At 36.2% G+C, this 19,075-nt stretch carries 15 protein-coding genes and 1 pseudogene; 7 read left to right on the forward strand and 9 right to left on the reverse strand.

The window, feature by feature from the left end; all coding sequences use genetic code 11:
- Positions 1 to 6: 6 nt before the first annotated feature.
- Positions 7 to 1,434, reverse strand: a complete 1,428-nt coding sequence (gene treP, locus C564_RS0112615; RefSeq protein WP_003195237.1) for a PTS system trehalose-specific EIIBC component — start codon at positions 1,432 to 1,434, stop codon at positions 7 to 9.
- Between the two features lie 160 nt (positions 1,435 to 1,594).
- On the reverse strand, positions 1,595 to 2,305 hold the full coding sequence (treR, locus tag C564_RS0112620; protein ID WP_006093523.1) for a trehalose operon repressor: 711 nt from the start codon (positions 2,303 to 2,305) through the stop codon (positions 1,595 to 1,597).
- Between the two features lie 453 nt (positions 2,306 to 2,758).
- Between treR and C564_RS0112625 the strand changes: the two genes are divergently transcribed.
- Positions 2,759 to 4,183 (forward strand): amino acid permease, encoded by a 1,425-nt coding sequence (locus C564_RS0112625; RefSeq protein WP_003195241.1) that lies wholly within the window; start codon positions 2,759 to 2,761, stop codon positions 4,181 to 4,183.
- Positions 4,184 to 4,763: 580 nt separating this feature from the next.
- Here C564_RS0112625 and C564_RS32045 read toward each other — a convergent pair.
- Positions 4,764 to 5,681, reverse strand: a pseudogene (locus tag C564_RS32045) (IS200/IS605 family accessory protein TnpB-related protein); the annotation flags it as partial.
- 258 nt (positions 5,682 to 5,939) lie between these two features.
- Positions 5,940 to 6,182 carry a hypothetical protein gene (locus C564_RS0112640; RefSeq protein WP_018765566.1) on the reverse strand — a complete coding sequence of 81 codons (243 nt, stop codon included), beginning with the start codon at positions 6,180 to 6,182 and terminating at the stop codon, positions 5,940 to 5,942.
- Positions 6,183 to 6,366: 184 nt separating this feature from the next.
- Between C564_RS0112640 and C564_RS0112645 the strand changes: the two genes are divergently transcribed.
- The 4 genes from C564_RS0112645 to C564_RS0112660 all read left to right on the forward strand — a co-directional run bounded on the left by C564_RS0112645 (position 6,367) and on the right by C564_RS0112660 (position 11,261).
- Positions 6,367 to 7,896, forward strand: coding sequence for a cardiolipin synthase (locus tag C564_RS0112645; RefSeq protein WP_003195082.1), 1,530 nt, complete (start codon positions 6,367 to 6,369; stop codon positions 7,894 to 7,896).
- A gap of 151 nt (positions 7,897 to 8,047) precedes the next feature.
- Positions 8,048 to 8,941, forward strand: coding sequence for an ATP-binding protein (locus C564_RS0112650; RefSeq protein WP_018765567.1), 894 nt, complete (start codon positions 8,048 to 8,050; stop codon positions 8,939 to 8,941).
- A gap of 3 nt (positions 8,942 to 8,944) precedes the next feature.
- Positions 8,945 to 10,828, forward strand: a complete 1,884-nt coding sequence (locus C564_RS0112655) for a vWA domain-containing protein (protein ID WP_003195086.1) — start codon at positions 8,945 to 8,947, stop codon at positions 10,826 to 10,828.
- A 154-nt stretch (positions 10,829 to 10,982) separates the two neighbouring features.
- Complete coding sequence (locus C564_RS0112660; protein WP_003195088.1) at positions 10,983 to 11,261, forward strand: hypothetical protein; 279 nt, start codon at positions 10,983 to 10,985, stop codon at positions 11,259 to 11,261.
- 86 nt (positions 11,262 to 11,347) lie between these two features.
- Here the strand turns inward: C564_RS0112660 and C564_RS0112665 are convergent, their stop codons facing one another.
- Complete coding sequence (locus tag C564_RS0112665; protein WP_018765569.1) at positions 11,348 to 12,313, reverse strand: L-threonine 3-dehydrogenase; 966 nt, start codon at positions 12,311 to 12,313, stop codon at positions 11,348 to 11,350.
- A 44-nt stretch (positions 12,314 to 12,357) separates the two neighbouring features.
- A complete protein-coding gene (locus C564_RS0112670) occupies positions 12,358 to 13,548 on the reverse strand; it encodes a glycine C-acetyltransferase (RefSeq protein WP_016113089.1) in 1,191 nt (396 codons plus the stop codon).
- A gap of 214 nt (positions 13,549 to 13,762) precedes the next feature.
- On the opposite strand from C564_RS0112670, the gene C564_RS0112675 reads away from it, so the two are divergent.
- Positions 13,763 to 14,494: a class I SAM-dependent DNA methyltransferase gene (locus C564_RS0112675; RefSeq protein WP_018765570.1), complete on the forward strand. Its 732-nt coding sequence runs from the start codon at positions 13,763 to 13,765 to the stop codon at positions 14,492 to 14,494.
- A 184-nt stretch (positions 14,495 to 14,678) separates the two neighbouring features.
- Here C564_RS0112675 and C564_RS0112680 read toward each other — a convergent pair whose 3' ends face one another.
- From C564_RS0112680 to C564_RS0112690, 3 genes are read right to left on the reverse strand one after another with little or no spacing between them, the layout of a single operon-like run.
- Positions 14,679 to 15,506: an ABC transporter ATP-binding protein gene (locus C564_RS0112680; RefSeq protein ID WP_026008549.1), complete on the reverse strand. Its 828-nt coding sequence runs from the start codon at positions 15,504 to 15,506 to the stop codon at positions 14,679 to 14,681.
- Between the two features lie 56 nt (positions 15,507 to 15,562).
- Complete coding sequence (locus C564_RS0112685; protein ID WP_018765572.1) at positions 15,563 to 16,621, reverse strand: FecCD family ABC transporter permease; 1,059 nt, start codon at positions 16,619 to 16,621, stop codon at positions 15,563 to 15,565.
- Complete coding sequence (locus tag C564_RS0112690; protein WP_018765573.1) at positions 16,618 to 17,622, reverse strand: FecCD family ABC transporter permease; 1,005 nt, start codon at positions 17,620 to 17,622, stop codon at positions 16,618 to 16,620. Before C564_RS0112690 ends, C564_RS0112685 begins: the two co-directional genes overlap by 4 nt.
- A gap of 195 nt (positions 17,623 to 17,817) precedes the next feature.
- On the opposite strand from C564_RS0112690, the gene C564_RS0112695 reads away from it, so the two are divergent.
- Positions 17,818 to 18,783, forward strand: coding sequence for an ABC transporter substrate-binding protein (locus C564_RS0112695; RefSeq protein ID WP_018765574.1), 966 nt, complete (start codon positions 17,818 to 17,820; stop codon positions 18,781 to 18,783).
- Positions 18,784 to 19,075: the final 292 nt, after the last annotated feature.

A 19,075-nucleotide genomic window follows, 5' to 3' on the forward strand; every position in this document is an offset into this window, starting at 1 on the left:
TGCCTCCTACTTCTGTTTTACTCGTTTTGCAAATAACCATGTTAAAACAAATGGTACCACTACTGCGATTATCATCCCAACAACGAACATTAGAATCGATTTCGGAATGATAGAAATAAATGCTGGTAACCCACCAATTCCAATCGCTGGTGCTAATACACCATTTAACGTGATAAATACTGCTGCAATTGCCGATCCCGTAATAGCTGCATAAAACGGAAATTTATTTCGTAAGTTTACGCCAAACATCGCTGGCTCCGTAATACCGAAGTACGCCGAAATCGCTGATGTAGACGCCATACTTTTATCATTTTGATTTTTGGAAATCCAAAACATTGCAAGCGCTGCACTACCTTGCGCAATGTTAGAAAGTGCAATCATTGGCCAAATAAATGTACCACCATTTTGCGAAATTAACTGTAAATCAATCGCAATAAACATATGATGCATACCTGTAATGACTAACGGTGCATACAATGCGCCAAATAATACTGCCCCCAAAGCAGGAACTGTTTCATATACACCAACTAAACCAGCTGTTAATAAATCGCCGATATGACGTGTAACTGGACCAATGACTCCTAACGCTAATACACCAGTTACAACAATTGTTGTAATCGGAACAACTAATAATTGAATCGCATTTGGCACACGTTTTTTCAGGAAAATCTCAACTTTACTTAAGACAAATGCCGCTACTAAAATCGGTAAAATTTGTCCTTGATAACCTACTTTTTCAATTTGGAACAATCCTAAAATATTGAAGTACTCAATTTTTTGTCCCTCTAGCCCTGCAGCTGCTTTTCCATAATTCCATGCATTTAATAAATCAGGATGTACTAACATAAGTCCCATTACGATACCAAGTATCGGACTGCCGCCAAAACGTTTCGTTGCTGACCAGCCAACAAGTGCTGGTAAGAATACGAATGCCGTATTGGCCATCATATTAATTAAATCCCACAGTCCCCCTAAGTTTGGGTATACTTCTAATAAATTTTTGCCATCAAAAAATAAATCCTTTGCACCTAATAAGTTATTAATTCCCATTAATAAACCAGCTGTTATAATCGCCGGTAAAATCGGCATAAATACGTCAGAAAATACTTTTACAAACTTTTGAAGCGGATTTAATTTTTGATTCCCTGAATCTTTTACATCTGCTACCGTGGATTCTTTCATATCTGCAAGCGTTATCAATTCAGCGTATACGCGATCTACATCTCCTGGACCAATAACGATTTGAAATACCCCAGCGTTATGAAACGCACCTTTTACTAAAGAAATCGATTGCAGTTTTTCGCTATCTATTTTACTTTCATCCTTCAAAGCGATGCGTAGTCTTGTTACACAGTGCGCTGCTTGTTCAATATTTTCTTTCCCACCAATATATTGCAGCACTTCTTCTGCTGTCTTACGATAATCCTTCCCCATATTCCGTCCCTCTTTTCTTTTTTTGATACCGTTTACAAATACATATTAACTCGTATATATGAGTTAGTCAACACTCGTATATACGAGTTGGTGAGATTTTTTTCATTTGTTCTCAAAATATACAAAATAAAGAGATGAAACACTGCACTGTTTCATCTCTTTATTTTCTCCGCGCCACATCAGAAAAATGAAAAATATCTAAACGGTGACGTGATTCTGTATATTCAAATTGACTACCATCATAAAGATGCGTAAAGTTTTTTACAACAACAACATAATCTGTTCCATTCAAATCTAAATAATTCCGATCATCATCTGTACAAGGTTGCACTTCAATAACACGCTGTGCATAACTAATATGTAATCCTAATTCCTTCTCAATGTATTTATAAATCGATTTCTCAGCAATTTCTTTCGTTAATCCCGGAATATGTTCAGATACGAAATAGTTTACATCTAGAATCACGTTTTCCCCATCAATATTTCGAACACGTTTAATATGATCTACCTTCGTTTTCGTCTTTACATTTAATAATTTAGCCATTTCTTTCGGTACTAACAATTGTTCCATCTCTACAACACTTGTTATACATTGGCGCCCTAAACGTTCATTTTCCTCTTGAAAACTCACAATACCACCAAAGTTAAATTCAATATTTTTTCGCTTTAAAACAAAAACGCCTTTGCCATGTATTTTCTGTACATATCCACGTTCCTGTAATAAATCGACTGCTTTCCTTACCGTCCCTCTACTTGCTTCATACTGCTTCATCAATTCTGTTTCAGATGGGATTTTACATCCCTCTTTTAATTTACGATTATCAATCGAATCACTTATCTCCGTATAGATCTGTTCATACTTACTCATCATTTTGAATAACCCCTTGTCACCTTCTATTTCTACTTGTATTATAGCATGACAGAAAATCATTCCAATCTCTCACTTATTTTCCAATACAAGAAAGTATATATAAATATTTAGTCATCAATCCGCATTTTTATAAATTTTTTCATATTTTTCTTTTCATTCTAAAAAACATGTAGTATACTAACTTCAAAATCAGAGGAGAAAGGGAGCAAAGAACTATGCTTACAAATAATACAACTGTAGTTACATTTGCACAAAAACATCATCATCATACGTAAACCCTTGAAACCTAGCGGAAAAATTCACGCGTAGGTACAAGGGTTATTCCCATTGTACCTACGCTTTGGCAAAGAGCCATGTAGGTATTTTTTATCTACATGGCTCTTTTTTATTTTCAAAAAACGTTAGTAAAAAGATGATGAATAAGCAAAACTACTACAAAGGAGATAGACAAACATGGAAACGAAAAAATGGGGTTTATGGATTTTAACAGCATTTGTTGTGGGAAATATGGTTGGCGGTGGCGTATTTATGCTCCCAGCAAATTTAGCGCAAGTATCAGGTCCAATGGGATCGACGCTTGCATGGACAATTACAGGACTTGGTGTATTTATGATTGCACTTGTATTCGGAAACCTTGCAGTGCGTAAACCGGAGTTAAAAGCTGGCCCACAAAGTTATGCACAAGCAATGTTTACCTCTCAAAAGGCAGGTAAAGTTGCTGGATATAGCATGGCATGGGGATACTGGGCTGCTAACTGGGCTGCAACTGCTTCTGTTATTATTTCCTTTGCAGGATATTTGTCTACATTCTTCCCAGTTTTACAAAGTAAGCAAGTTCTTTTTTCACTAAACGGGTTTTCATTAGAACTTGGAAAAGGTTTAACATTTGCTGTATGTAGCATCATGCTATGGGGAATTCAATGTATCCTTTCTCAAAACATCGATAGAGCGGGCAACATGAATCTCCTTGCAACGATTGCAAAGATTATCGGATTTACAATGTTCATCGTCATTACATTATTTATTTTTAACGCCTCTAATTTTGGTGATGGCCAAACATTTATGAATGAGGCTGGACAATCGATTCCATTAGGCGGACAAATAAATGCTGCTGCTATTGCAACTCTTTGGGCATTTATAGGAATTGAGTCAGCAGTTATGCTGTCTAATCGCGCAAAATCACAGCGTGATGTGAAAAAAGCAACGATCTTTGGATTAATTATTGCACTTCTTATTTACATGGCAATTACCCTACTCACAATGGGTGCTCTTCCGCAAGATGCTTTAAAAGAATCACAAAAACCATTGGTGGATGCATTAAACCTAGCAATTGGTAATAAAGGTGCTTACATTATGGCACTACTTGCACTTGTATCATTATTCGGATCTACTGTAGGGTGGATTGTTGTTAGTTCAGAAGTACCTTATCAAGCAGCGAAGAATGGACTTTTCCCTAAGTTTTTTGGAAGAACAAATAAAAAAGGAAGCCCTTCAAAATCATTGCTTGTTACAAATATTATGACTCAAATTTTCTTATTTTCAACAATCTCTGGCACTGTTTCAGAAGCATATAATTTTGCCATAGTTGTTGCAACTTTAGCCTATTTAATTCCATACCTTGTTTCTACCTTGTATCAATTAAAACTAGTTGTTACAGGAGAAACATATGATATAACACCAGGATCTCGAGTAAAAGATGGAATCATTACCTTACTTGCATTTCTATATTCCATTTGGGTTATTAAAACTGGAACAGCTGATTTGAAAACATTTTTCTTAGGAATTGGATTATTTGTATTAGGGCTTATTCTTTATCCAATTTTGATGAAAAATTCGTCTACTCCCGTTTCAGAACAACCAAATAACAAAGCAAGCTAATACGAATACAAAAGAAGCTGTGAGAACCCTCCAAATACACTGGATTGTTCGCTCACAGCTTCTTTTATTTCTTGAATACTTATTAATTACTTTTATGTTGCTCCATATGATACTCTTTTCGAGTTAATAGAACCAAAGAAAGTCCTCCCATTAACGTAAACCCAAGTAAAATGGTCGCTACTAATTGTTTATTTTTGAAATGTATTGTATATGCATTCCACATAGAGCGGACATGAAGCACTTTTTTCTTAGAGTTCATTGGAGTAGGTAATGTACGCCAAATTGAACTACCACCACCTACCTCTACAAGAGCTTGAGGTGGGGGATTCTCCTGTCTCTGTCCTCACAAAAACAGTTCCTCTCGTTCAACAAAGAGGATACAACAATATAGAGTTCGGTAGTGTCTGTATGTAATGTAAGACGACCCATTCTATCTTCCGACGAAAGGCAAACAAAATAGGTACAACTACTTTGTTCTTATATCGAGGATAGAACACTTTGTCATGCATCCAGTTCCTAGACTTGTTATCTGCTCTGGTAATAAGCGTAAAAATCTGGGACAAAGTGCTCTTTTTTATCATGCAATCGGTTTGCCATGCTTTTTCTTATTCTTACACTGTAATTGGATTGTGATTACTTTCTCAATGACTTCTTGTCCATACGGGAACGTAACAGCTGGAAACATCAGTGTTTTTCCGGAACTTGTCGTCATCCATAATCCCTTTGTCTCAGGCACATACTGAAACACAAAATTCCCATGTTTGGCATCTTTACAGCCAGATAGAATGAGTTGTTTATTTCGAGCACGGGAAAAGAATGTTTTCCATTTGTCATGGTTACGTACAAACTCGCGGGTGGTAAATTGAGAGCGAAATAGTTTTTTGCTTCCAAATACTGCGCTTAGAATATGCGTTTTATATGATGTAAGTTTCTGATTTAAGCGGTATTGCCTGTGGGTTAAAAGGCCGATTTTCGCCTGAATCCTTTTCATTTGAACATCCAAGTATTGGTGCTCAAACAGATATTCATTCAGCCAAATCAATGTGTCTTTTTTACGAGATAAGGAGATGAGAGTGTTGTGCTTCGCCAAGCAAGTGTTTTTCGGAAACGTCAGCTTTCCTTTCACACAACTTTGTTTGATTTTACGAAGATCTGTCAGTTTTGTCCGTTCTTGTTTCAACTTTTTCTTAAGCTTCTTAATTTTCTCTTGTATTTGTTTCTCATATCGTTTTTGTAACTCTATTAAACCTGTAAACAACGCCTTCGCTTCTTGCGCCGCACTGTTTGCATAATAATCATTCAATTGATATTTCCGCTTGAGAACGAGATGAAGACTGTCTGTATATATCTTACGGTTCCAACGTTTTTCCCGAACAATCATTTGAAACGCAAAGCGCTTCGCCTGATTACATGTTTCGATTGTCTCTGCCAATGCATCTACCATTTCATGCGGTACATCTATCTTATAAATCCGTTTCGAAAAATACGCTTTCTTCACCTGTTCTCACCTCATTTTATTTGATAAGGTCATTATACATCAAAACAAACATACGTTCTACAAAAAAAGAGACGTTTTCTTTAAAAAGAAAAAACCGATTCATCCGCCACCATGATGATGACCGCTATGATGATTGTGATGATATCCTCCATGATTTCTTATGTCATGCATTTTATCTTCATCCCCTTTTATACTGATTATTTACTACTATACGCAGAACAAATGCGGAAAACATGAGTACTTGTTCTTCCGTGTTCATCAATATGTGCTGTATGAATAATAAGGATAGTCCTGATAATCCGTATAGTATGGATAATCTGAGTAATATGGATAACCATATCCACCATAACCAAAAGCAGGGCTAAGTAACGCACCAGCTACAAATCCTGGAAAAAAACCACCACCAAAAAACGGTGGACGTCCAATGCCTCCGGAAAATCCACCATGACCAAATCCGCCGGCATGACCAAACCCACCAAACGGACGACTTACTCCGTTCATATCATTCACACTCCTTTTTATATAAAAAATGGAACAATATACCTTATGTAGGACAAATGCGGAAGGCATGGGAAAAATGTCTAGATTGGTACAAAAAAATAAAACGTTTTATAATAGAAATGTTAGATTACAGCTTCCATATAAGAATCCTATATTTAAGAAAGAATAGGTGAGATTTATACAGATGAAAAATCCTATCGTTCAATTATTATTTGTATTTACACTTGTATCTATCGTACTTTTCCTTTTAGATACGTCCATTATTTCACTATACACCTTCGTTGGTGCTTTATGGTCTATCACAATTGTAGGAATTTCTTTCGTTATTTTTATTGAAAACCGTTCCCCACAAAGCACATTAGCATGGTTTTTAGTATTGGCTCTTCTTCCTGTTGTCGGTGTACTTTTATACTCTATTTTTGGCCGAAGTCGCTGGAGAAGAAAAAAACATCTTCATCGTTCAGAAGAGCAGCGAAAATTATTCCGTGAAATTTTAGAAGGAAGGCAGCTAGATGTATCATCTATTTCTTCATTAAGTGAACACTCTATGCATTTAACAAAAGTGGTACAAAAGTTTGGAGGTGGCCCTGTCGCCGATGCAACAACCACAAAACTTTTAACTAACGGTGAACAAACATTTCCAGAAATTTTACAAGCGATTGAACATGCAAAACACCATATACATATTCAATACTACATTTATCGAGCAGATGAAATTGGTACACAAATTCGAGACGCTTTAATAAAAAAAGCAAATTCCGGTGTAATTGTACGGTTCCTTTATGATGGACTCGGAAGCAATACGTTGCGAAAACGCTTCTTACAGCCTATGAAAGATGCAGGAATTGAAATTGTGGAATTCGATCCTATATTTTCAGCGTGGCTACTTGAAACAGTCAATTATCGTAACCATCGTAAAATCATCATTATCGACGGAGAAATTGGTTTTACCGGAGGGCTCAACGTTGGTGATGAGTATCTTGGTCGTTCTAAAAAATTCCCAATTTGGCGTGACAGTCACTTACGAATAGAAGGGAAAGCATTATACAAATTACAAGCAATATTTCTTGAGGATTGGCTCTATGCCTCTAGTGGTTTAAATACTTATTCTTGGGATCAATTTATGAATACAAAATACTTTCCAGGTAAAGAAAATTCTCATGCAGAAGGTGCTGTTCAAATTGTAGCAAGTGGACCAAGTTCAGATGATACAAGCATTCGCAATACTTTACTTGCTGTTATAGCTTCTGCTAAGAAATCAATTTGGATTGCGACACCCTACTTCATTCCGGATCAAGAAACATTAACATTACTTCGTTTAAGTGCACTGGCTGGAATAGATGTCCGCATTCTATATCCAGGTAAGAGCGATAGCATCATTAGTGATCAAGCATCTCAATCATACTTTACACCACTCCTAAAAGCAGGAGCTTCAATTTACAGCTATAAAGATGGTTTTATGCACGCTAAAATTGTACTTGTTGATAATACAATTGCAACAATTGGCACGGCAAATATGGATGTCCGCAGCTTTGAACTAAATTATGAAATCATTAGCGTACTTTATGAATCCAAGACAGTTCTTGATATTAAACATGATTTTGAAGAAGATTTTAACCATTCAACTGAAATTAGATGGAAATCATTCCAAAAAAGAAGTATTAAAAAACGAATACTAGAATCTCTAATGCGTCTAATTTCCCCTTTATTATAATTACAAAAAAGTAATCAAAGTCATTTTGGTTACTTTTTTCTTTTATTATGGTACATTCTTCTCCCTCTCCTTTTCTTTGCATACCATATTAAAACAAGTTATCATAAGATGTATTGTTTACTTTATGAAAATAATGTTAGGTGGGAAATACATGTTAGAACAATTTCATATACATGCTGATTTAAAGCAGCAACTGGCAACAATTCACGAAAAAAACAAACAAGCAGCTGGTGAAAATGGACATTTAATCGGTACAAAAATGTACAAAGCATCGGATAATAGCATTATTGAGGATGCAATTACAGCACTTCTGCTTGGTAAAAATATTCTACTGAAGGGACCAACCGGAAGCGGAAAAACAGTCCTTGCAGAAACTCTATCTTCCTTATTCCAAAAACCAATGCACAGTATTAACTGTTCGGTTGATTTAGATGTGGAAGGTATTTTAGGATACAATACATTAAAAACAAAAGACGGGGCATCTGAAGTTTCCTTCGTTGACGGTCCTCTTATGAAAGCAATGAAAAATGGGCATTTCCTATATATCGATGAAATTAATATGGCAAAACCTGAAACACTTCCACTTCTTCACGGTGCATTGGATTACCGTAAAATGATTACAAATCCATTTACACAGCAAGTTGTATATGGTGATGAAGAATATCGTGTAATTGCTGCAATCAACGAAGGTTATGTTGGAACAAGTGAATTAAATGAAGCATTAAAAAACCGTTTTGTTATCATTGAAGTTCCTTATATTCAAGGCGATACATTAAAACAACTATTATTATCTGAATCAAAATTGAAAGACATTGCAACAATTGAAAAATTTGTGGCATTCGCAAGTGACCTCATGCCACTTGCCCGTGATGGACGTGTAAGTGAAGAAGCAGCAAGTATTCGTGGTATTATCGATGCATGTGATTTAGGCGTATATATCCCTGTTATGCGTGCGATTGAGCGAAGCATCATCGCGAAATTAAATGATGAAACAGAACAAATGACTGTCCGTGAATTAGCCGAAAGCTATTTCTTTGAGGGATAATTCATGAGACAAATTTTTAGTGACAAAAAAATTGATGCGTCGCTGTTTCTTCAAATGGAAAATTTAATGTATGCTCTTCTAAAAGAAGATGATGCTTACTTAGAGTATGGCTATAAAGCTTATTACGACGAAGTTGAAAAAAAGGTTGTCATCAGTCACTTTTGGGATGATCGCAAAGAAGAAGATACAGTAATCGGATTAAAAAGCGAAGTGTTTTTAAAAGCACTTGGCAATAAACATTACTCAGACATGAAGTTAATTCGCTCTTATGCGATCGAATTACAAGAGTCCCCTCTTAAAAAGTTTTTAACACAATTATTTGTTCTGTTAGAAGATTTACGAGTTGAAGAAATTGTAAAAAGCCTACGTCCTGGAACGAAACATATCTTTAGACGACGCAAGGAAATGTACCGAAATTATTTTGGCTCACAAAATGAAATAAATCGTGTTCGTAACTATCATGGAGATCGTCTATTTTGTCTATGCTATCTTTCACTAACAAGCGATAAATATGAAATGTTTAACAACGAATATTTTGAGCAATTTGAAGCTATTTTACATGAAGCATTCCAGGCTCGTAATACGGAAGATACAATGTATATTGTTGAAAAAATCCGTTATCGCTTAGAAGGTTTTCTTGAAAATGATATGATTAATAACTACTTTGGACATGCGCCACTCTATTTATCTGTTATTGCAGAAGAAAAAGATGGGCGCGTAGAAGATTTAGCAAATGATGATGTCCAAATCGTAGATGATGACGATAATAAGAGCAAAATTAATGAAAGCTTCTCTACATGGCATCGTGAAAATAAAAATAATGAAAATGAAAACTTCTTACGTTTTGAATTAGAAAGTGGTACGAAAACAAATATGATGGGCGATACGGCTCGTGAGTCTGAAGATGGTGATCAGGCACTCGGTTCAGTACAAGGTACTTCGCAAAAAAGTACACAGTCGAATTTTGATGGCGCTGATACTGAAGATGCGAGAGCTTCCCATGCTTCTAGTCAAAATGAGGGCATATACGGTAAATATAACGTTGGTGCGTCACATACATTTAAAGAAGCTCGTAAGCCAACCCCTGACGATAAGAAAGACTATCAAGCCATCAAGTCAGTCATTAATAAAGACGTAAAAGAATTAAAGAAAATTATTGAAAAAACGATTGAAAACAAAACAAACGCGAATAGCGATAAATACTACGGAAGACTTCGTAAAAAATTTCTACGTATTTATACAGAAAAGCAACCACGTATGTTTTATAAAAAAGGACAAGAATCACAAGAGCTTGATGTTGCCTTTCAGTTATTAGTGGACTGCTCTGGCTCTATGTATAATAAAATGGAAGAAACAAAGAAGAGTGTTGTTCTGTTCCATGAAGCATTAAAATCGTTAAAAATCCCTCATGCGATTAGTGGTTTTTGGGAAGATGCTTCTAGTGCAACACCAGAAGATAAGCCAAACGTAATTCATGAAGTTGTAACATACAAAAATTCAACGTTACCAAACGTTGGTCCAGAAATTATGCAGCTTCGTGAAGAGGAAGACAATCGGGATGGTTACATTATCCGCATCGTTTCTGAAAAGCTTGCAAAAAGGCAAGAGAAACACAAATTCCTGCTCGTCTTTACAGACGGTGAACCATCTGCATTAGACTATCAGCAAGACGGTATTTTAGATACACACGAAGCGGTTAAACTTGCTCGTAAAAGCGGTATGGAAGTCATCGGGATTTTCATCGAAGAAGGCGAAGCAAAAGAAGCAACATATCAATTAATGAAAAATATTTATAACCATCACTTCTTAGTGGCGAATCATGCTGAAGATTTACGCTTAAAGATTAAACCGTTATTGAAAAAATTATTACTGAAGACGATTGAATAGGAAACAGGAGCTGATTTTAGCTCCTGTTTTTTAGTTGAAATTTATCTAACGGTCGATATATTTAAAAAAGCGCTGATAAAAGGAAATGAAAAATTCATAGAAATCTTTTTGGGTATATTAAAGAAGAAGTCTACTATCAAATATATTTGAAAGGATGTTTCATTTGTCCCCAAAAAAGGATGAACAATATACGGATTTTACAGCTGCTGAAGCAAGACATCAATATGTCATTCCCGAAGAGTTTCCTGAGGGCCCTTACGGTTCTTCCACTAACAGAAAGTTAGGAAAATCGACTCCTTGGGAGAAAGATCAAAAAGCGCATAAAGCATTTAGCTACGAATATGAGAAACAATATGAAGAAACGGAACAACAATACCCTGAATCTAGCACCGAACCAGGAAGTCTAGATACGAATAAGGTAAAGTCTATATAACGAAAAAACTTATTTCTTCCCTAGACTACGTTTAGGTATGCTGACAAAAAGAGCCGATTCAAAAAATTGAATCGGCTCTTTTTTCATTAGCTAAGTACTAACTCAGCTGCTAATTTTTTTTTTAATTTAGCAAGCATATCAGCTGTCATTTTATCTAAATCATACTCCGCTTTAAAGCCCCACTCTTCTTTCGCTGCTGTTGCATCAATTGAGTTTGGCCAGCTGTTAGCAATGGTTTGACGAGCTGGATCCACAGCATAATCCATTGTAAACGTCGGAATATGCTTGCGAATTGCTGCTGCAATTTGTTCTGGCTCGAAGCTCATTGCGGTAATATTAAAAGCGTTACGATGTATCAACTTACTTGGATCTGCTTCCATTAATGAAACAATTGCTTGCAGTGCATCTGGCATATACATCATATCCATGTATGTGCCTTCCGCAATGTAAGAGGTGTAAGCACCTTTTTTAATTGCTTCATAATAAATTTCAACTGCATAGTCCGTCGTACCGCCTCCTGGAGGAGCCACATAAGAAATTAAACCTGGGAAACGTACGCCGCGCGTATCAACACCAAATTTTTGATAATAGTAATCACATAACAATTCTCCTGCTACTTTGTTTACCCCATACATTGTAGTAGGACGCTGGATTGTATCTTGCGGTGTATTATCTTTTGGCGTTGTTGGACCAAACGCACCGATTGAACTTGGCGTGAAAAATTTACAGTTTAACTCACGTGCTGCTTCTAATGCATTTACGAGCCCACCCATATTTAAATTCCACGCAAATAACGGATTTTTTTCTGCAGTTGCTGAAAGTAAAGCTGCTAAATGAATAATTGTATCCACTTCATTCCGTTTCGCAATATCATGTAGTTTCTGACCATCAGTTACATCTAATGTTTCAAATGGACCAGATTTTACAACATCACTATCTGTTTCACGAATATCTGTCGCAATAACGTTTGATGCACCGTATACATCGCGAAGTTTCATTACAAGTTCAGAACCAATTTGCCCTAAAGAACCGGTTACTAGAATTTTTTTCATTTTCCCCACTCCTCATTTGCAAGCTTTCAAAAGATGTAATTGTGTTAAATGATTCCCATTTCTTTTCCCACTTTTTCATACTTACGAATTGCTTCATCAAGCATCTCTTTCGTATGAGCCGCTGTTGGCATGTTACGAACACGACCTGTTCCTTTTGCTACAGTTGGGAACACAATTGATTTTGCGTATACGCCTTCTTCATTTAAACGTTTACTAAACTCTTGTGTTAATACTTCATCGCCAATAATACAAGGTGTAATTGGTGTTTCACTTTCTCCAATGTTAAAGCCTAGCTCTTTTAAACCTTGTTTTAAATAACGGCCATTTTCCCATAAACGGTCATGTAGTTCTGTACTTTCCATTAAAATTTCAATAGACCTCATACAAGCCGCCGCATCCGCTGGTGTTAAAGCTGTTGAGAACAAGAATGGACGTGAACGAACTTTTAACCAATCAATTAAGTTTTGCTTCCCTGCTACATATCCTCCAATTACCCCAATTGCTTTTGATAATGTACCAATTTGGAAATCTACTTTATCAGAAAGGCCAAAATGTTTTACAGTCCCTGCACCTTGTCCAAGTACGCCTGAACCATGTGCATCATCTACATATGTCATTAAATCTAACTCTTCTGCAATCTCAACGATTTCTGGTAGTTTCGCAACATCACCATCCATTGAGAAAACGCCATCTGTAATAACCATTAATTTATTATAAAGACCGGATTCTTTCGCTTCGATTGCTTTTTTGCGTAAATCTTCCATATCAGAATGTTTATAAACGATAATTTTTGCTTTCGATAAGCGGCTACCGTCAATAATAGACGCGTGGTTTAATTCATCAGAAAGAATCGCATCATTTTTATCCATAACAGCTGAAATCGCTGCCATATTACAGTTAAATCCTGATTGATATGCAATCGCTGCTTCTGTATGTTTAAACTTTGCAATTGTTTCTTCTAATTTGATATGCAAATCAAGAGTACCATTAATTGTACGTACCGCCCCTGCACCAACACCATATTTATGAATTGCACCAATTGCTGCTTCTTGCAGACGATTGTCTGTTGCTAAACCAAGATAGTTATTTGAAGATAAGTTAATATATTCTTTCCCGCCAATTGTAATGATTGGTCCATTTGGACTTTCTAGCGGATCAATTACGTTATAAAGCCCCTTTGCTTTTAAATCCTCTAAATTTTCTTCTAAAAAGTTTGCGAGTGTTTTACTAGACATCGTGAAGCCTCCCTATCGTTCATGTAAGCGGATTATTATCTTAATAATGCTAATAATCCCTCTACTAGCTTAACACGTTTTCGAAATTTATTATAGAAAAATAGCTTAAAGAAAACGCTTACAACTTTTAATTATATAGGATTAAATACAAGAAATCTATGATTTACTTCAATTGTTTGATAGAATGAAAAAAATGTTTTTAGGAGCTGCGAAAATGGTATTTACAGAATCTGAAGTATATAATAACGATTCTTTTTTTGAACAGTACATGAAGCGTAGATATCGAAATGATAATCCAAATGAAGCAATTGAAAAGCCAGCTTTATTACAGCTCATCGGGGATATGAAAGGGAGGAGCATTCTTGACTTAGGATGCGGTGATGCTAAATTTGGTGTGGAATTATTGCAAAAAGGATGTCTTTCTTACACTGGTATTGAAAGCTCTCATCTTATGTATACAGAAGCTGGAAAACAACTAGAAAACGTAAATGGAACTGTTCATTTCATGAACCTCAAAGACTATACATACCCTCCTTCTACTTTTGATCTCGTTACATCTAGACTCGCCCTACACTATATTGAACATCTTAATATTATTTTTCAAAACGTCTATCAAACTTTAAAAACAGATGGGATTTTCACCTTTAGTGTGCAACATCCCGTTATTACTTCCTCCTTTGAGAGCTTACAAAGGAGTGGGATACGAACAAGCTGGCTTATTGATGATTATTTTAAAATCGGGAAACGTACAGAACCGTGGATTAACCAAGAGGTAATCAAATACCATCGTACCATCGAACAATACTTCACCCTCTTACAACAAGCTGGATTTACAATTACAGGCTTACGAGAAGCAACACCCAAACGAAAACATTTTCAAAGCGAAGAAGAATATACACGCCGATTGCGTATTCCCCTCTTTCTTTTATTTTCTTGCAAAAAATAAAGTGAAACTTAAATCAGTGAGGGAGCTTCATCCCTTACTGATTATTAACCCTCACCAATCGGGCTTTTATAGGCAGCTCGTTCCCTACCTAAACTCTTTGCTCTTGCTAAATTTTAAGATGGAGATCTTACTGCCCGCAAATAGCGGGATAAATAAAAAAAGCGATGAAATTTCATCGCTTTTTTTATTTTACTGCCTGCTTTGCTTGCGGAAGTAAGCATCTTCCTCTTCCCTGCGGAATACAAAGCGGCGTTCCAAATAAAGGATCGGTTGTGATTTGACAATCCATCCGAAACACATCACGAACTAGCTTACAGTCAATAATTTCTTCTGGCTTACCTTGTGCATAAATTTGTTTATCTTGAATGGCTACAATATTGTCTGCATAGCGGCAAGCTAAGTTTAAATCATGTAGTACCATAACGATTGTTCTTTGTTCTATTTCATTTAATTCAAATAACAAATCAAGTACTTCAATTTGATGTGTCATATCTAAATATGTTGTTGGCTCATCTAACAAAATAATATCCGTATCTTGCGCAAGCGTCATCGCAATCCAAGCACGCTGACGTTGTCCACCTGAAAGTGCGTGAACGTCACGCTCAGCAAACTCAGTCATACCTGTTGCTGCAAGTGCTTTTTGTACCATTTCCTCATCTTTTTCTGACCATTGCTTGAGCCAAGTTTGATATGGATAACGCCCTTGTTTTACAAGCTGAAGCACAGTTAGGCCTTCTGGAGCTTGAGGGCCCTGCGGTAAAATTGCCATTTGCCGGGCAATTTGTTTCGTTTGCATATTTTGAATTGCTTTGTCTTCTAGTAAAATATCACCCGATGTCGGTTTTAATAAACGAGCAAGCGAGCGTAATAAAGTTGATTTTCCGCAGCCGTTAGAACCGATAAAAATCGTAATTTCCCCTTTTGGAATCTCTAAATTTAATTCATTAATAATACTTGTTTCACCATAAGACAATGTTAACGATTTCGTCTCTAATGCTTTTTGCATGTTCATCTCCCTTTACTCCGTTTTTAAATAGATAGAAAAAACCACCTATGTACTTTTTACCTTTATGAATTTCGACTTTTATAAAGTAAATAAATAAAATACGGAGCACCGATTGCTGATGTAAATACACCTGCTGGAACTTCAAGCGGGGCAAAGACTGTGCGGCCAATTAAATCGGCAGCAAGTACTAAAATCGCACCAACAATAGCAGCTACTGGAAGTAACGCCCCATATAAAGAACCAACTAATCTTCTTGAAATATGCGGTGCCATTAAACCGACAAAGCCAATTCCACCAGCAAAAGCAACCGCTCCTCCAATTAACGCTGTACTAAGGAGCAATAAGAAAAATCGTGATTTCGTTAAGCGAATACCAAGTCCGGTAGCGATATCATCACCAAGTTCTTGTGCATTTAAATGTCTTGCAGCTACAAATGCAATCACTGTTAAAATAAGAACCCAAGGTGCTAACACTCCTACATTTTGCCAAGAAGATCCGTAAACAGTACCAGTAATCCACACATTTGCTTGGCTCGCTTGATAGATTGGTGCTAACAGCATAAACAATGTTGTCGCAGCCTTCGTTAGTGCCCAAAATCCAACACCAATTAAAACAAGACTAATCGCCGATAATCCATCATTTCTCCATGCAAATAAATATACAAAAAGTGCAACAATGGTCGCACCAATAAAGGCCGCTAGCGGCATATAATGAATGCTTACTGTTAATGCATTATTTTTATCACTAAATAAAGCAAGAAATAGTACAACTGCTACACTTGCCCCCCCCGTAATCCCAATAATATCAGGGGACGCAAGTGGGTTTCGAACGAGCCCTTGTAAAATACAACCAGCTACAGCAAGAGCTATTCCTACAAGAATTGCAATTAAAATACGCGGCATACGGAACTTATTTACGACCATATTAGACATTGCATCACCGTTTCCGGTAATTGCTTGCCATACATCATATGGGGCTATTTTCATCTCCCCCATACCCGCGCTTGCAAAAAATAATGCGATTAAAACAATTAATAAACCTGACAAGACGAGAAAAGCTCGTTTATACATTAAAAACGAGAGGCCGTCTTTTCCTATACGAAACGGAATATACTTCTTCATTTGCTAAGCCCTCTCTTACGTGCAATATAAATAAAGAATGGTGCACCAATAAATGCTGTCATAACCCCTACTGGAACTTCTTGTGGCATAATGACATATCTTGCAGCAATATCTGCAAGTAATAACAAAATGGCACCTAACAACCCACTATATGGAACTCTCCAACGATGATCTACACCGACAAGAGCTCTTGCAAAATGAGGGGTAATAATTCCAATAAAGCCAATTGGACCTGCAACAGCAACTGAGCCGCCAGACAGTAAAACAATAATGAGTAGTACCAATGATTTCATCCAAACAGTTCGTTGCCCCAACCCTTTCGCAACATCTTCTCCCATCATTAATGTATTTACTTTTCCTGCCATCATAAGAGATGCTATCCACCCTATTAATAAATAAGGGAATACAGATTGCAATATTTCTAACTTTCTACCTTGTACGGAACCAGCAAGCCAAAATAATACTTCTTCTAACGCTTTCTCATTTAATACAAGTAATCCTTGCGTTAAAGAAGAAAATAAGGCACTTATCGCTACCCCTGCTAATGTTAACTTAAGTGGAGTTGTCCCTTCTTTTCCTAAAGAACTAGATGCAAATACGAGTGCCGCAGCAACCGCTGTACCTAAAAAGGCAATCCACGTAAACGCTGACAAAGATGTTATCGAAAAAACAACAATTGCTACAACAATGAAAAAGGCAGCACCTGAGTTTAATCCAATAAAATCTGGAGCAGCAAGTGGATTCTTAGTTAAAGTTTGCATTAAGCAACCAGCGATAGCTAAACTAGCACCAACACTAGCAGCAATTAACGCCCTTGGAAGACGCACGTTTTGAATAATAATATGTTCATTCGAACCATTAAAATGGAAAAAAGCATCGAGTGCTAACTTCCCACTTGTATTTGTATATCCAAAAATAATACTCCCCCAAATACAAGCAATAACTGCAATGATTCCAACAAATAATCCAACCCATTTTGCTTGATTTGTTTTTAATAACATGCAGCGTTTCTCCTTCAATGTATAATGATACGTTGTTAGTGTATTGTAACTTAATTCGCATTGTCAATGATAGTAATAATTATTTTCAGTTGTAGTGATAATGATTGTAAATTATTACTATTGACAATATATTTATAAAATCGTAATATCGATTTTGATAATGAAAACTATTCTCAATATGTAGGGGGATACATAATGAATTTCGTCAAGCAAAAATCGTTTGCGTTATTTGCATTCGTACTATCATTTTCACTTCTTTTAGGGGCATGTGGGAAATCTGATAACAAGGCTGAGCCTAAAAAAGAAGAAAAGAAAGAAATGATTACTGTAGAACATGCAATGGGTAAAACAGAAGTTCCTGCTAACCCAAAGCGTGTCGTTGTTTTAACAAATGAAGGAACAGAAGCTTTACTTACCCTTGGTGTAACACCAGTCGGTGCGGCTGAATCACCTACCGGTAACCCATGGTATCCACATACGAAGGATAAACTAAAAAATGTAAAAACTGTCGGTACCGAGCTTCAACCCAATGTAGAAGCAATTGCTTCTTTAAAACCCGACTTAATCATTGGTAACAAACTGCGTCACGAAAAGATATACGAGCAATTAAAAGGCATTGCTCCTACTGTTTTCTCAGAAACACTACGCGGTGAATGGAAAGATAACTTTAAACTTTATGTAAAAGCAGTAAATAAAGATAAAGAAGGTCAAAAGGTATTAGCTGATTACGACAAACGTATCAAAGACTTAAAAGGCAAACTTGGGGATAAAGTAAATCAAGAAATTTCTATGGTACGCTTTATGCCTGGTGATGTTCGTATTTATCATGGCGATACATTCTCTGGTGTTATTTTAAAAGAGCTTGGCTTCAAACGTCCTGGTGATCAAAACAAAAATGACTTTGCAGAACGTAACGTATCTAAAGAGCGCATTCCTGCAATGGATGGCGATATCATCTTCTACTTCACATATGATAAAGGTAATGAGAAAAAAGGTTCTGAATTAGAAAAAGAATATATCAACGATCCTCTATTCAAAAACTTAAATGCTTCCAAAAACGGTAAAGTATACAAAGTTGACGATGTGATTTGGAATACAGCTGGCGGTGTAATGGCTGCAAACTTAATGCTAGATGACATTGAAAAACGATTTGTAAAGTAAACTCTTTATTCAAAACAGTTCCCCTTTTTGGGAACTGTTTTTTATTTCATAAAAGTGTCACATTATTTCATTTTGTATTTTTATTCTCAATATGTTATATTGTAATAACAAATAAAATATATTTTCTCTATATCAGAAGAATTGTTTTAATCTAAATTTTCTGATTAATCTTTATTTTATTTTCTTTTAGAATTCAAATACTACATTTGAAAACGCTTATTATCTCGTTTTCAGGGAAAAATACGATAACGGATAGAGATTCAATAGATTGTTTAAGAAATTTTCTTTCTAT

The sequence above is a fragment of the Bacillus sp. 105MF genome (assembly GCF_000374885.1).
Taxonomy (GTDB): domain Bacteria; phylum Bacillota; class Bacilli; order Bacillales; family Bacillaceae_G; genus Bacillus_A; species Bacillus_A pseudomycoides.

Bases quoted from the DNA above. Each gene is read 5' to 3' on its own strand.
- treP (WP_003195237.1), bottom strand. From the start codon at position 1,434: ATGGGGAAGGATTATCGTAAGACAGCAGAAGAAGTGCTGCAATATATT.
- C564_RS0112670 (WP_016113089.1), bottom strand. From the start codon at position 13,548: ATGTCTAGTAAAACACTCGCAAACTTTTTAGAAGAAAATTTAGAGGAT.
- C564_RS0112695 (WP_018765574.1), top strand. From the start codon at position 17,818: ATGAATTTCGTCAAGCAAAAATCGTTTGCGTTATTTGCATTCGTACTA.
- C564_RS0112645 (WP_003195082.1), top strand. From the start codon at position 6,367: ATGAAAAATCCTATCGTTCAATTATTATTTGTATTTACACTTGTATCT.
- C564_RS0112675 (WP_018765570.1), top strand. From the start codon at position 13,763: ATGGTATTTACAGAATCTGAAGTATATAATAACGATTCTTTTTTTGAA.
- C564_RS0112680 (WP_026008549.1), bottom strand. From the start codon at position 15,506: ATGAACATGCAAAAAGCATTAGAGACGAAATCGTTAACATTGTCTTAT.
- C564_RS0112625 (WP_003195241.1), top strand. From the start codon at position 2,759: ATGGAAACGAAAAAATGGGGTTTATGGATTTTAACAGCATTTGTTGTG.
- C564_RS0112655 (WP_003195086.1), top strand. From the start codon at position 8,945: ATGAGACAAATTTTTAGTGACAAAAAAATTGATGCGTCGCTGTTTCTT.
- C564_RS0112640 (WP_018765566.1), bottom strand. From the start codon at position 6,182: ATGAACGGAGTAAGTCGTCCGTTTGGTGGGTTTGGTCATGCCGGCGGA.
- treR (WP_006093523.1), bottom strand. From the start codon at position 2,305: ATGATGAGTAAGTATGAACAGATCTATACGGAGATAAGTGATTCGATT.
- C564_RS0112665 (WP_018765569.1), bottom strand. From the start codon at position 12,313: ATGAAAAAAATTCTAGTAACCGGTTCTTTAGGGCAAATTGGTTCTGAA.
- C564_RS0112660 (WP_003195088.1), top strand. From the start codon at position 10,983: ATGTTTCATTTGTCCCCAAAAAAGGATGAACAATATACGGATTTTACA.
- C564_RS0112650 (WP_018765567.1), top strand. From the start codon at position 8,048: ATGTTAGAACAATTTCATATACATGCTGATTTAAAGCAGCAACTGGCA.
- C564_RS0112685 (WP_018765572.1), bottom strand. From the start codon at position 16,621: ATGAAGAAGTATATTCCGTTTCGTATAGGAAAAGACGGCCTCTCGTTT.
- C564_RS0112690 (WP_018765573.1), bottom strand. From the start codon at position 17,622: ATGTTATTAAAAACAAATCAAGCAAAATGGGTTGGATTATTTGTTGGA.